General features: G+C 64.0%; 11 protein-coding genes. 7 read left to right on the plus strand and 4 right to left on the minus strand.

Features of this window, described 5'->3' with window-relative positions:
- The first annotated feature begins 155 nt into the window (after positions 1 to 155).
- Genes WDU96_RS05670 through WDU96_RS05680 form a run of 3 tightly spaced genes read left to right on the plus strand, consistent with a single transcriptional unit; the run spans position 156 to position 6059 of the window.
- Positions 156 to 815 carry a hypothetical protein gene (locus WDU96_RS05670; RefSeq protein ID WP_337337497.1) on the plus strand — a complete coding sequence of 220 codons (660 nt, stop codon included), beginning with the start codon at positions 156 to 158 and terminating at the stop codon, positions 813 to 815.
- 31 nt (positions 816 to 846) lie between these two features.
- Complete coding sequence (locus WDU96_RS05675) at positions 847 to 4758, plus strand: Pls/PosA family non-ribosomal peptide synthetase (protein ID WP_337337664.1); 3912 nt, start codon at positions 847 to 849, stop codon at positions 4756 to 4758.
- Entirely contained in the window at positions 4755 to 6059 is a 1305-nt protein-coding gene (locus WDU96_RS05680) for a M1 family metallopeptidase (RefSeq protein WP_337337498.1), read from the plus strand. Before WDU96_RS05675 ends, WDU96_RS05680 begins: the two co-directional genes overlap by 4 nt.
- On the opposite strand, the gene WDU96_RS05685 is transcribed toward WDU96_RS05680, so the two are convergent.
- The 4 genes from WDU96_RS05685 to WDU96_RS05700 all read right to left on the minus strand — a co-directional run bounded on the left by WDU96_RS05685 (position 6013) and on the right by WDU96_RS05700 (position 10455).
- On the minus strand, positions 6013 to 6582 hold the full coding sequence (locus WDU96_RS05685; protein ID WP_337337499.1) for a 4'-phosphopantetheinyl transferase family protein: 570 nt from the start codon (positions 6580 to 6582) through the stop codon (positions 6013 to 6015). The two genes, WDU96_RS05680 and WDU96_RS05685, sit on opposite strands and share 47 nt — an antisense overlap.
- Before the next feature lie 5 nt (positions 6583 to 6587).
- Entirely contained in the window at positions 6588 to 7526 is a 939-nt protein-coding gene (locus WDU96_RS05690; protein WP_337337500.1) for an NUDIX hydrolase, read from the minus strand.
- A complete protein-coding gene (locus tag WDU96_RS05695; RefSeq protein ID WP_337337501.1) occupies positions 7523 to 9691 on the minus strand; it encodes an RNA degradosome polyphosphate kinase in 2169 nt (722 codons plus the stop codon). Before WDU96_RS05695 ends, WDU96_RS05690 begins: the two co-directional genes overlap by 4 nt.
- Before the next feature lie 65 nt (positions 9692 to 9756).
- A complete protein-coding gene (locus tag WDU96_RS05700) occupies positions 9757 to 10455 on the minus strand; it encodes a response regulator transcription factor (protein ID WP_337337502.1) in 699 nt (232 codons plus the stop codon).
- Positions 10456 to 10579: 124 nt separating this feature from the next.
- Between WDU96_RS05700 and WDU96_RS05705 the strand changes: the two genes are divergently transcribed.
- From WDU96_RS05705 to WDU96_RS05720, 4 genes are all read left to right on the plus strand, one after another.
- Positions 10580 to 10870 (plus strand): hypothetical protein, encoded by a 291-nt coding sequence (locus tag WDU96_RS05705; RefSeq protein ID WP_337337503.1) that lies wholly within the window; start codon positions 10580 to 10582, stop codon positions 10868 to 10870.
- Between the two features lie 127 nt (positions 10871 to 10997).
- Entirely contained in the window at positions 10998 to 11600 is a 603-nt protein-coding gene (locus WDU96_RS05710; RefSeq protein ID WP_337337504.1) for a heme-binding beta-barrel domain-containing protein, read from the plus strand.
- Positions 11600 to 12706 (plus strand): CAF17-like 4Fe-4S cluster assembly/insertion protein YgfZ, encoded by a 1107-nt coding sequence (gene ygfZ, locus WDU96_RS05715; protein WP_337337505.1) that lies wholly within the window; start codon positions 11600 to 11602, stop codon positions 12704 to 12706. Before WDU96_RS05710 ends, ygfZ begins: the two co-directional genes overlap by 1 nt.
- Before the next feature lie 36 nt (positions 12707 to 12742).
- The gene (locus WDU96_RS05720) at positions 12743 to 13840 is read left to right on the plus strand and encodes an FUSC family protein (RefSeq protein WP_337337506.1); all 1098 of its coding nucleotides are present in this window, start codon (positions 12743 to 12745) and stop codon (positions 13838 to 13840) included.
- The last annotated feature ends 61 nt before the right edge of the window (positions 13841 to 13901 follow it).

Genomic DNA, 13901 nt, shown 5'->3' on the forward strand with positions numbered 1-13901 from the left:
GCGTGAACCCTTAAGAGAGTGGGGGTCGTTGGTAAACGGAAAGTGAACGGCGCACCGACATCTGCGCGGTTTTCGCGTCGAAGCGGGGCAGTGTTTTGCCTTCGAAAGCAACATCTACGCGTTCTGTTTACCTTCGGGCTGTATGGTCTGTGGCCATGGCGAAGACAACGAAGGCCGAGCGCAAGGCGCTCGAAGCGATCGATGAGGCTGCGGAAGCGGCCAAACAGGGCAAGAAGGTAGCGAAGCAGTTGCCGAAGAAGTCGGCCAAGCAATTGCGCGACCTCGTAGAAGATGCGCGCGAAGCCTCCGACGTATCGAAGAAAGCGGTTCGCAAGCACCCCGCCAAGGTCGCGAAGCGTGCCTCGCGTGCGACGGATGCGCTGGTCAAGGCGACTGCGCGCGCGCTGGAGAAGGCAGAGAAGAAGGTGCGTCTGCGCGCCAAGGCTGATCGCGCTGCCGAAGAGGCTCGGCAGGGTGCTGAGGCAGCAGCCGAACAAGCGCGCGAGGCGAAGACGTTGAAGAAGCAAGCGGCTAAGGCAGAGAAGGCCGCCGCTCGGGCCGAGAAAGAGTCTGCCGACGCTCAATCGAACTTGGATGCTGAACTGGGCACCACGCCCGACGAAGCACCGGCTCCGGCGGAGCCCGCGGCAACGGATGAGTCCTCCAGCGCAGATCAGGTCGAGTCGGCTGATGAGGCCGAATCGACTGACCTGAACGCTCTCACCGTTGTCGCTCTGCGCCAACGTGCGCGCGACGAGGGAAAGACTGGATACTCACGCCTGTCGAAGGCGCAGCTCGTTGAACTCCTTTCCTGAGGCGGTCAGCGAGGGAAACGCTCAGCGCGAGCTGGACGGTTCACCGCGCACCCCGCCGGAACGCACGCTCGTTGACATTCTTCGAGAGACGACCACGCTGCATCCCGAAGCATCTGCAATTGACGACGGTTCGGGAGCGCTGAGCTACCGTGAGCTGATGGCCCGCGTCGGTCAAACCGCAGCAGCACTGCACGAAGCGGGGGTGCGTCGCGGAGATCGGGTCGGCGTGCGTGTGGCGTCCGGCTCGAAGGAGCTCTACGTCTCGATTCTGGCCGTGCTCGCCGCCGGCGCCGCGTATGTGCCGGTCGACGTCGATGACCCCGACGAGCGTGCTCGCCTTGTCTTCGGTGAGGCAGACGTTGTCGGCATCATCAATGACCCGGGTGTCTACACGCCCTCGAAGGCTTCCGAGCCTGCCGCCGGGTCGTCACTGTTCGACGACGCTGCCGCTCATCCAAGCACCCACGCTATCGTCACGGTGCCGCCGCCCGAGCTCACTGACGATGCCTGGATCATCTTCACTTCCGGCTCGACCGGAGTGCCCAAGGGCGTCGCGGTCTCGCATCGTTCGGCTGCCGCTTTCGTCGACGCTGAAGCACAGCTGTTCTTGCACTCAGAACCTCTTGGCCCGCAGGATCGCGTGCTCGCGGGGCTCTCGGTTGCCTTCGACGCGTCGTGCGAAGAGATGTGGCTCGCATGGCGTCACGGCGCCTGCCTGGTGCCGGCGCCACGGTCGCTGGTTCGATCTGGCGCTGATCTTGCACCGTGGCTGATTCGCCAAGGCATCACGGTGGTATCGACGGTTCCCACGCTCGCAGCGATGTGGCCCGAAGACGCGATTGAGAACGTTCGCCTGTTGATCTTCGGCGGCGAAGCCTGCCCCCCAGAGCTTGCCGCGAGGCTTGCGGCTGACGGCCGCGAGGTGTGGAACACCTACGGACCGACCGAAGCGACGGTCGTGGCGTGTGCCGCACCGCTCGACGCTGGGCCCGTGCGCATTGGTCTGCCGCTCAACGGCTGGGTGTTGGCGGTGGTGGATGCTGAGGGGCGCCGGGTCGCAGAGGGCGAGACCGGTGAGCTCATCATCGGCGGCGTAGGACTGGCGCGTTACCTCGATCCCGCGAAGGACGCGGAAAAGTACGCGCCCATGCCAGCGTTGGGCTGGGATCGCGCCTACCGTTCGGGTGACCTTGTTCGCTACGAGGCCGAAGGACTGCTTTTCGTCGGCCGCGCCGATGACCAGGTGAAAGTCGGCGGCCGTCGCATCGAACTCGGTGAGGTCGAGAACGCCTTGCAGGATCTTCCCGGCGTCACCGCCGCGGCCGCAGCCGTGCGCACCACTGGCGCGGGTGTTCCCGTGCTGGTGGGCTACCTCGTCGCCAATGAGGTCGGCACCGCCTTCGACACTTCGCACGCGCGTGCCCTGCTCTCTGAGAAGCTGCCCGCGGCGATAGTGCCGCTGTTGGCAATCGTCGACGAGTTGCCGGTGCGCACCTCGGGCAAAGTAGACCGCGCCGCGCTTCCGTGGCCGTTGCCCGGCGTAGATTCGCCCATCGAAGGACTGTCGCCGACCGAGGCGTGGCTCGCGGAGCAATGGCAGACGGTGCTCGGGCTTGCCGTGCCCAGTCGCACGGCAGACTTCTTCGACCTCGGTGGCGGGTCACTCGCGGCGGCGCAGCTTGTGTCGCGCATTCGTGCGAGGGTTCCCGAGTTCTCAGTCGCCGACGTCTACGACGTGCCACGGTTGAGCACGATGGCCAAAGCGCTGGGCCCGCTGGCCGAAGAAGTTTCCGGCGAGTATCGCAAGCCGTTGCCGACGCCGCGCTCGACCCAGTGGGTGCAAACCCTCTTGGGCGTTCCCCTGTTTATCCTTTCCGGCGTGCGATGGCTGCTCTATTTGCTGACAGCCAGTGCGATACTGCACCTGTTCCCGGGCTTCGAGGCGTTGCCATCCGTGGATTGGTGGGCTCTGCTGCTCGGCTTGCTCGTATTCGCGACTCCCTTCGGACGAATGGGCATCGCAGCGCTGAGTGCTCGCATCCTTCTCGCGGGCGTTCGCCCCGGCGACTATCCGCGCGGCGGTTCGGTTCATCTTCGACTTTGGCTCGCCGAGCAGATTGCCGATCAGATTGACGCGGTCGGGCTGGCAGGAGCCCCTTGGGTGCTTTCTTACGCCCGTGCCCTCGGCGCGAAGATCGGCAAGGGCGTCGACATGCACACGCTGCCGCCGATCACCGGCATGCTCGAGATCGGTGATGGTGCCGCGGTGGAGCCGGAGGTGGATCTCACCGGCACGTGGATTGACGGCGACGTCGTGCGCATCGGACAGGTGCGCATCGGTGCGAATGCAACCATCGGAGCCCGCAGCACGCTCGCTCCAGGTACCCGCATCGGCCAGCGCGCCGAAGTGGCACCGGGATCCGCCGTCTTCGGGCGCGTGCGCGCCGACCAGTCGTGGGCCGGTTCACCGGCCGTTCGCGTCGGCGGGGTCAACTCCGAGTGGCCTACCGAGCGCGCGCCCGCTCCTCGGCGATGGTTGTGGGCCTATGCGGCATCATCGCTGGCCCTCGCGATGCTCCCGTTGTTCTCGTTCGCTGTGGGGGCCGTGGTGCTTGCACTGGGCATCCAGGGGTCCCCCGATCTGTCGTCAGCGCTCGGAGCGGCCTTCATCTGGCTCGTTCCCGCTGTACTGACCGTGGGCGTGGTGTTCGCCGGTGCAGTTGTGATCGCGGTCCGGTTGCTCTCGATTGGTCTTCACGCTGGCATGCATCCCGTGCGAAGCCGTGTCGGCTGGCAAGCGTGGACGATTGAACGCCTGCTCGATTCGGCGCGCGGCGTTCTCTTCCCGTTGTATTCGAGCCTGTTCACGCCGGTGTGGCTGCGAATGCTCGGCGCGCGTGTCGGGCGAAGCGTTGAAGCATCCACCGTTCTGCTCATACCCTCGATGACGCGCATCGACGATGGAGCGTTCCTCGCCGATGACACCATGGTCGGCTCGTACGAGCTGAGGGGCGGCTGGCTGCGCCTCGGCCCGGTTCGCATCGGCAAGCGCGCCTTCCTCGGCAACTCGGGTATGGCCGCGCCGGGGCACCGTGTGCCACGCGACGGTCTCGTTGCCGTGCTCTCGGCTGCGCCCGCCAAAGCCAAGCCGGGCTCATCGTGGCTTGGCTCACCGGCGGTGCGCTTGCGCAGGCTCAACGCCGAGGGCGACCAGAGCCGCACCTACCGTCCGACCGCAGGCTTGCGCATCGCGCGGGCGCTGTGGGAACTCGGGCGCATCGTGCCCGTCATCGTGACGTGCGCGCTAGGACTGCTCGTGATCTTCGCTCTCGCTGCCCTGTGGCAGAGCGTTGGCGCGGTGTGGACCATTCTGCTGTCGGGAATCGTGATGCTGATTGCCGGTGCGGTCGCGGCGGGCGTCTCGACGCTCGCCAAATGGCTGATTGTCGGCGTGATCCGCGCTGGTGAGCAGCCGCTGTGGTCGAGCTTTGTGTGGCGCACCGAGGTGTCAGACACGTTCACCGAGATGGTCGCGGCGCCGTGGTTTGCACGCGCGGCGTCGGGAACTCCCGCGCTCGCCGTCTGGTTGCGCACGCTGGGCTCGAAGATTGGGCGCGGCGTCTGGTGTGAAAGCTACTGGCTTCCGGAGCCTGACCTGGTCACGCTCGGCGACGGATCAACAGTGAACCGCGGCTGCGTTGTGCAGACACACCTTTTCCATGATCGAATCATGAGTATGGATTCTGTGGAACTTGAGCAAGGCGCAACCCTAGGGCCGCACAGCGTGGTTCTTCCGGGGGCAACGGTGGGTGCGAATGCGACAGTCGGCCCGGCGTCGCTCGTGATGCGCGGTGAGACTGTGCCGGTCGGTTCTCGATGGAGCGGAAACCCAATCGGACCGTGGCGCGCGGTCAAGGTGCGTTCGTACCAGTCGACATCGTGACTGACGCTGACACGTACACCCCGAGCAGCGGTGATCGCTCGTACGACGTGGAGTCCTACGAACTGGATGTCACCTACCGGGTACGAACGAATCGGCTCGACGCGCGGGCGATTATCAACGCCGTGGCTGCCACGGCCACGTCATCGATCTCTCTCGATCTGATCGGTTTACGCGCGACCAAGGTTCGTGCGGACGGCGACCGTCGAACGGCCTACAAGCAAGGTCCGCGAAAGTTGCGCGTCACGTTGCCTCGTCAGATGCAACCGGGGGAGCGGTTCTCTGTCGACATTACCTACGGCGGCTCACCGGCTCCTCGACGCACACGCTGGGGTGCGCTCGGGTTTGAAGAGCTTGAAGATGGCGCGCTGGTCGCCTCACAACCCGTCGGCGCGGGCACCTGGTTTCCCTGCAACGATCGGCCCGACGACCGCGCGCGATACACGATCACGGTCGCCACCGATGCGGGCTATACCGCGGTGGCTACCGGGGTTCCGGTAAGCACAGCGCGCCGCGGTCAGATGGTGGCTCACACTTTCACGTCGAAAGTGCCGACAGCCACCTACCTCACTGCCCTGCATTTCGGCCGCTATGAGACGCGCGCCATGCCCCGCGCAGCCACCGACACTCCGGCGAACGTCACCATAGTGAACCCGCCCGCGCTGCGCTTGGCTGTAGACAGCGCATTTTCTCCGGTTCCGCGCATGCTCTCGGTCTTCACCGAGATGTTCGGCGCCTACCCGCAGGACGCATGCACGCTGGTGGTGACGGCCGACGAACTGGAGATCCCTCTCGAGGCTCAGGGCATGGCCGTGTTCGGTTCAAATCACCTCGACAGTGTCAGTGAGCGTCTCGTCGCCCACGAACTTGCCCACCAATGGTTCGGCAACAGCGTCGGCGTCGAGCACTGGCGCGACATCTGGCTCAACGAGGGCTTCGCCTGCTACGCGGAGTGGCTGTGGTCCGAAGCCTCGGGCGGTCCGTCGGTGCGCTCGAAAGTTCGTCACTACTACGGAAAGCTCGCGGGCTCAGCGCAAGACATCGTGCTGGTGGATCCTGGTCCAGAGCTCATGTTTGACGATCGCGTCTATAAGCGAGGTGCGGTGACCTTGCACGCACTGCGGCTTGCTGTCGGCGACCAGGCTTTCTTCACGATGCTGCGTGCGTGGGTGGCCACCCGCGCCGAACAATCCGTGTCGACGGCAGACTTCAGGAGTCACGTGAGCGCCACGCTCGGGGAGTCGGCGAACGCGTTGCTCACACCGTGGCTGGAACAGCTGGCGCTTCCGGCATTGCCGCGCTGAAAGCGTAGGCCGCTGACAGCACCACCCCATCGGGGCCGTCGTCAACATCCCAGCCGCTGATCGGCGCGCCATCGGGCACGTGCGCACGCCACTGGTGCGGTGAGAGTGCTTCGACCAAGACTCTGGTCGGGTCTACTCGCAGGCCACGCCCATCCGCCTTGAGCGCTGCCTCGACCCGCACCCATTCGCGAATCGTTGCGGCGGCACCCCTGCGCAATACGCCCGCGAGTCCCGCGTCGTCACGCACCGCGCTCTCGCCCAATTCCGCGTCGATCGCGAAGCCGGCGAACGGGCCGGTCGCCACCGCGACAACGGCGTAGTCGCCGGCATATGACACGCTGGCGTGCATGCCGGGCGCGGACAGCTGAACGGCGCCATGAGGTCGGCCGCAGTGCGCGCACGGATTCGAGATCAGGATGCCGCCCCCGACGAGCTCGCGAATGAGCGACCATGCGACATCGCGGCGCGTCTTCGTCGGCGGTACGCGCTTCCAGCGGAGTTGCAATGCTCCGGGCGGCGGCATCCGAGCTACTTCTTCGGCGAGTGAGTTTCGATCGCGATAATGCCCGAGCCGGGATTGCGCGCCGAAATATGCACCACAGAGAAAGCTGCCGGATCCAGCGTGGCCGCGCTCGACAGATACGAGCCCGGAAGGGTTGCTGTCGCCAGCGCGATCTCGCTCAGAATCTCGGGCAGCACGGGGCGGTGGCTGCAGATCACTGCGGGCGTGCGAGCGCGTACCCGATCACCGATCACGGTTCTCACATCGGCCTTGCCGCGTCCCCGTGCATCTTGGCTGATGAGCTCAGTCTTCTCAGCCTTGCGATCGAGCGACTTCGCCAGTGGGGCGACGGTCTTCGCGCAGCGCACGGCGTTGCTGGTGACGATCTTGTCAGCGCCAAAGGCCAGCAACGGGCCGACGATCGTCTTTGCCTCGCTCTTGCCGCGCGCATCGAGAGGGCGATCAGAGTCCTCGCCATCCCAGTCGCTCCGCGACAATGCATGCCCGTGACGCAGCACGATGAGCGGAAACGTCTCGAGCACTCCGTCATCGACAAGGTGAAGGAAGTTCTCGAGGATCTCAACGTCGACGGGGTAGCTCAGGCGGCCGAGCGCTTTCTTCGAACTGACCCACTCAATCGCAGCGATCTCTCGGTTAGGCACGAACTCCGAGGCGCGCACCGCAGCTTCGGTGGCTTCGGTCGCCCAGTAGTGCACGATTTTGAGCCGTTTGCTGGGCAGGTGGTATCGCGACACGCCGATCGGAACGCCGAGCGCGACGCGAATGCCGGTCTCTTCGAATATTTCGCGCACGGCGGTCTCGGCGAGCATCTCACCGGGGTCGACCTTGCCCTTCGGCAGAGTGACGTCGCGGTACTTGGTGCGGTGAATGAGCAGCACATAAAGCTTGCCGTCGACAAGCCGCCATACCACCCCGCCCGCAGCGTATACCGCTGTGTCGGTCATCGCACCGCCCGTGCGCGGCGTCGCCGCTGCACGTTGGTCATGGTTCGATCCTGAATGTCGACGAGCGCCTTGCCTTCAGCATCCAAAGAGTGTCGCACCCATTCGCCGTCAGCACCAAGATGCCATGAACTGGTGCTGTCGCTCATCGCCAGATCGAAGAGGTCGTGGAGTTCTTTCAGATGTGGGGGAGCAACGACTTTGACGAGCGCCTCAACGCGACGGTCGAGGTTTCGGTGCATCATGTCGGCGCTGCCGATATAGGTAATCGGATCACCGTCGTTTTCGAACGAGAAGATGCGAGAGTGCTCGAGGTATCGACCCAAGATGCTGCGCACGATGATGTTCTCGCTCATGCCCGCAACGCCAGGCCGCAGCGAGCAGATGCCACGCACCCACACCTCCACCGAGACGCCGGCTTGGCTCGCGCGGTAGAGGGCATCGATGATCTGCTCATCGACCATGGAGTTGACCTTGATGCGCACGCGGGCTTTTTTGCCCTCGAGCGCGTTGAGGCGCTCTTTGTCGATGAGTCGCAGCAGGCCTTTGCGCAGGTGCAACGGCGCGACGAGAAGGCGCTTGAACTTCTTCTCGATGGCGTAGCCGCTCAGCTCGTTGAACAATCGCGTGAGGTCGCGACCGACCTGATCATCGGCGGTGAACAGCCCGAAATCTTCGTAGATGCGGCTGGTCTTGGGGTTGTAGTTGCCCGTGCCGATGTGGCTGTAGCTGCGAAGAACGCCGTTCTCTTCGCGAATGACGTGGGCGAGCTTGCAGTGGGTCTTGAGGCCCACGAGCCCGTACACGACGTGCACGCCAGCTTTCTCAAGCTTGCGTGCCCACACGATGTTCGCTGCTTCGTCGAACCTCGCCTTGATCTCGACGAGGGCGAGCACCTGTTTGCCCGCCTCAGCGGCGTTGATCAGAGCTTCAACGATCGGGCTGTCGCCCGAGGTGCGGTAGAGCGTCTGCTTGATAGCCAGCACGTGGGGGTCTTTGGCCGCGTGCTCCAGAAACGCCTGCACGCTCGTTGCGAATGACTCGTACGGGTGATGCACGAGCACATCATTCTTGCGAATAGCGGCGAAGATATCGGGCCGCTCATTGTTGTCGCCGGGCTGGAAGGCCATATGCGTCGTGGGCACATGAGGCTTGTAGCGCAGGTCGGGTCGGTCAATGCGCCCCAGGTCGAAAAGCCCCCGAAGGTCGAGAGGTCCGGTGAGGCGATAAACCTCTTGCGCCGTGATCTCAAGTTCCTTGAGCAGAAGATCCAGCGTGACGTCGTCCATGTCGTCGGTGATCTCAAGGCGGATCGGCGGACCGAACCGACGACGCAGCAGCTCGGCCTCGAGCGCCTGAATCAGGTTCTCAGACTCGTCTTCTTCGATGACGACGTCTTCGTTGCGGGTCAAGCGGAATGCGTGGTGATCGAGCACTTCCATTCCCGGGAACAAGTCGTCGAGATGGTTGGAGATGACGTCTTCCATCGACATGTAGCGCAGTCGGCCGTCGAGTGACGGCAACGGCACGAAGCGCGGAAGCATCGCGGGAACCTTGAGTCGTGCAAACTCCTGACGGCCGGTGCGCGCATTGCGAATACGGATGGCAAGGTTCAGTGACAGACCCGAGATGTACGGGAACGGGTGGGCGGGGTCCACAGCCAATGGCATCAAGACAGGGAAGACCTGGGCGTGAAAGTAGTCGTAGATCGTTGACTTGTCGTCGTCGCTGAGCGAGTCGTACTTCACCAGCTCGATTCCAGCTTCAGCGAGTGCGGGACGCACGTCGTTCATCCACGCCTCTGCGTGGCGCACCTGCAGCCGGTGCGCTTCGGTCGAGATGTCGGCCAGAGCGTCTGCGGGAGCGCGGCCGACGTTGGTCGGGACGGCCAAGCCGGTGAGAATGCGTCGCTTCAGGCCCGCGACCCGCACCATAAAGAACTCGTCGAGGTTGCTCGCGAAGATCGCGAGGAAGTTCGCGCGTTCGAGCGCAGGCACCGCGGGGTCTTCAGCCAGCTCGAGCACGCGCTGGTTGAATGCGAGCCAGCTGAGCTCACGGTCAAGGTAGCGCTGCTCGGGAAGTTGGGCGTCAAACTCCTCAGTTACGTCGAAGTCGTCGTCGTCGTCTCCGCCGCCGAGTCCAGCGTCGAGTGGCTCATTTTCGATCATCCACTCATCATTGCAGTCGCAGGTGACGTGCACGTGAACGAACCACGGGCCGAGAGTTGCAAAATCTAGGCTTCTGAGCGCTCGCGGGGCGTGGGAACCTGGTCGTCTTCGTAGACGTTGAAGCGGTATCCGACGTTTCTCACGGTTCCGATCAGCTGCTCGAGATCGCCGAGCTTGGCGCGCAGTCGACGCACATGCACATCAACGGTTCGGGTACCGCCGAAATAGTCGTAGCCCCACACTTCGCTGAGCAGTTGTTCGCGAGTGAATACCCGCGACGGATGGGTGGCGAAGAAGTGAAGCAGCTGAAACTCCTTGTACGTGAGATCCAACGGCTTGCCGTGAACCTTCGCAGAGTACGAAGATTCGTCGATCGTGATTCCCGAGGTCTGAATGCGCGTCGAGACCTGTTCAGCCGACTGCCGACCGATGGCGAGGCGAATTCGCGCGTCGACTTCAGCCGGTCCGGCGGTGACGAGAATAACGTCATCCACGCCCCAGTCAGGGGAAACAGCGGTGAGCCCGCCCTCGGTGACAACCAGCAGAAGAGGAGCATCCAGGCCTGTGGTGTTCAAAATCTTGCAGAGCGACTTTGCTCCGACGAGATCAACGCGGGCGTCAACGAAGATGATGTCTGAGCTCGGGGCGTTGACGAGCTGGGCTGGTTCAGCCGGGATTTGGCGCACACGATGGCTCAGCAACTCCAGCGACGGCAACACCGGACTGCCGCCGTGAGTAGAGCTCAAAACCAGGAGCTGTGCCAAAGGAATGCCTTTCCCGCGCGGTCTCGCGCCGTGCTCCAGTGTAGAGCGTGACGACGAGTGTTCGTGCGCAGCGCTACTCGGAGCGATTCGTGCACGCCCAGCGGTCGTGCGCCACAATAGAGATGTGTCCCAACCAGAACTCGCTCAGCGACAATCTCTCGGCTCCATCGCGGTCGTGTGGATCGCGGCAGCGATCGCGGGCGTTTTCATCGGCATCTTTGTAGGAGCGGATTGGCGCGCTGCGTGGCTCGCAGTGGCGCTCGGCGGGTGCCTGATGCTCTCGTTTGTCGTGCAGCTCATGATCGGCCGCGCTGACGGCTTCATTCTTCGAGTGGCAGCCAGCATGGTCGGATCGCTATTGGTTCTCGGAGTGATCAGCTTGGGATTCGCGCTCGCAGAAGTCGTTCCCAGATAGGGTGGTCACATGGATCTCGTTGCGCTCGAATTGTTCTTCGTCGGACTTCTCGGCCTCGCATCACTTGCGATCGCCTTCGTTTCGATCGTCGTGCTGAAGAACCTGTATCGCGGCCAGCGCTAGAGCGATGCTCGATCTTCCTACCGACCTTCCTGCCGAGCTGGCTCCGCTCTCGTGGCTGATCGGCGTCTGGGAAGGCACCGGTGTCATTGACTACGAGACTGAGAACCACCATTTCGCGGGCGAGTTCACTCACCGCGTGAGCTTCAGCCACGATGGCGGCGGTTTTCTGAACTACTCCGCGTCAGCCTGGCTGCACGGTGATGATGACGTGCGCACTTCGCTGGTCTCTGAAGTGGGTTATTGGCGCTTGGCGCTTGCTGCAGAAGTTTCTGACCCTGGTCCCGCGCTGCTGAGCCCGCAGGGGCCGCCGCTCGCGCGCACAGTCGACGATATCGAGAAGCTCCGCAACGATGCGGGAGCGTTCGATATCGAAGTCTCGCTGGTGCATTCCAATGGCGTGAGCGAGTTGTATCTCGGCCAGATCGCAGGCCCGCGTGTCGACATCGCAACCGACGCGATTGTGCGCCCGGTTGGTGCGAAACCATATGGTGCGGCAACGCGGATGTATGGCCTCGTAGACGCTCACCTGCTGTGGGCCTGGGATATCGCCGCTCTTGGAAAAGAGCTCAGCTCCCATGCCTCCGCGCGGCTTGCGCGGCTTGAGTGATGGATGCTGCATTCCGCACCCTCGCAGGCGCGGTGACCGACGACCGCGGACTTGTTCATCTGGGCAATCCACTCAGCGAGCAACGCTCACTCGCTCGCGGCACCTCGATTGCACCCCTCGCCGATCGCAGTGTGCTGGCGGTAACGGGCGAAGACCGACTGTCGTGGCTCGATTCGCTCACCTCGCAAGCGTTGAATGCGCTCGCGCCCGGCGCGAGCACCGAACTGCTCGTTCTTGACCCACACGGTCACATTGAGCACGCAGCATCGGTAATCGACGACGGTGCCACAGCGTGGCTCATTGTGGAGAAAGACGGTGCGCAGGCGCTGGCAACGTGGCTCACCCGCATGCGGTTCCGGCTGCGGGTCGAGGTTCGCGACGCGAGCGAAGAGTACTCAGTCTTTGGCGCCTCACGGTCGGGAGCGAAACTCGTCACCGCTGCCGAGCCTGCTGGCGTGCCGCTGGTCTGGGTTGACCCCTGGCCTGCCGTCTCAGTGGGTGGTTGGGCCTACGCGGTGGCTGAGCCGCATCCTGGATCCGCCCGAGACTGGGTCGAAGTGATCGCAACCCACGGCGAGGCGAAGCGAGTCGCCGCTGCTGCTGCAGCAGGCGACATTGCGATCTCGGGTCTTGCGGCGGTAGATGCCCTTCGCGTGGCTGCCTGGCGGCCGCGCTGGTCGAGAGAAACCGACGAACGCACCCTTCCGCACGAAGTGGACTGGTTGCGCACCGCGGTGCACTTGAGCAAAGGCTGCTACCGCGGGCAAGAGACTGTGGCGAAGGTTCACAACCTCGGCCACCCGCCTCGTCGCCTCGTCGCTCTGCAACTCGATGGCAGCGGCAGCACCTTGCCGGCCGTGGGCGCAGACGTGCTGAAGGGCGAAACCGTGGTGGGATCGATCACCTCGGTGGCGCTGCACTACGAAGACGGACCCATCGCTCTGGCCCTGGTCAAACGTACGACGCCGATCGAAGAAGTTCTTCTTGCGCAGACCGACGACGGTGTGATCGCTGCCGCGCAAGAGATCATTGTGCCGCCCGAGGCGGGAGCTACGGCGGGTGTGCCGCGCATGCCGCGCCTCTCGCGGCGTACTCGCGCCACGTGATCGAGATGGCTGCTCCGTCGCCGTCAGGCAGCATAGATGGCTGATCCGCAGACGACGGCAATTCCCATCCGCTGGTATTCACGCTTCGACCCGCGGCCGGGGTTGCGGCGCGTACGTGACTCGGCCATCGCAATCGTCCAGATCGTCGTCGCAGCTTCTTTTGCCTACTGGTTTGCTGCCGACATCCTCGGGCATCCCACTCCGCTGTTGGCGGCCACGGTGACCGTGTCGAGCCTCGGTTTGGTGCGCGATGCACGCCCGATTCGGGTGGTTGAGACGATTGTGGGAATGCTGGTGGGCATTCTCGTCGCGGAGCTGCTGTTGATTCTTGCCGGATCCGGAATCTGGCAGCTTGCGCTCTCGGTAGGGGTGGCGCTCATCGTGGCGCGCTTCATCTCGTCGAAGGCCAGCTTCGCGATCGCGGCTGCCATTCAGGCGATTATCGTCATGGCGTTGCCCGTCGGCGTGCCTTTCGTGCGTCTGCTAGACGGTGTGATCGGCGGAATCGCCGCGATCGTCGTGACCTCGCTCATTCCACGCAATCCGTTGCGCGCGACACTGCGCGACGGTGCAGCGGCATTCGCGGCAGTTCAGGATGCTGCAGCCACCCTCAGCCAGGCACTGCGACGGGGCGACCGTATGCGGGCTGCCCGCGCTCTGGAGAAAGCTCGCGCGCTGCAGCCTGTGATGCAGAACTGGGGAGAGTCGCTCGAATCGGGTCTGGCGATCTCGCGGATCTCACCGTTCACGCGGCGGCGCCGATTCGAACTTGAACGACAGGCTCGCATTCATACCTCGTTGGATCTCGTCGTGAGATCACTGCGGGTGGTGGCGCGCCGTGCGGTCTATCTGTCAGACGACGCTCTGGCTCGGCCGCTGGCCGCCGATCTGGTGAATGACATTTTTCGGGGCGCGGCTGTCGTCAGCGCTTCGCTGACCGATATCTCAGTTGAACCCACCGCACGCGCACAGCTGCTTGCCGTGGCTGCGCACCTTGACCCGCGCGAGCTCGCTCCCGACGCACCGCTGGGAGATCAGAACCTCATCGCGTCCCTTCGACCGATTGTGGTCGACCTGTTAGTCGCGGCCGGCGTAAGCCCGAGCGACGCGCGCGCGGCTGTGCCGCGGCTGTGACGCGATGTTTGTTCAGCGCAGATGCGGCTCGACGCTTCACAGAACTGCGGATGTAGCCCAA

Source organism: Microbacterium marmarense, from assembly GCF_037204165.1.
Taxonomy (GTDB): domain Bacteria; phylum Actinomycetota; class Actinomycetes; order Actinomycetales; family Microbacteriaceae; genus Microbacterium; species Microbacterium marmarense.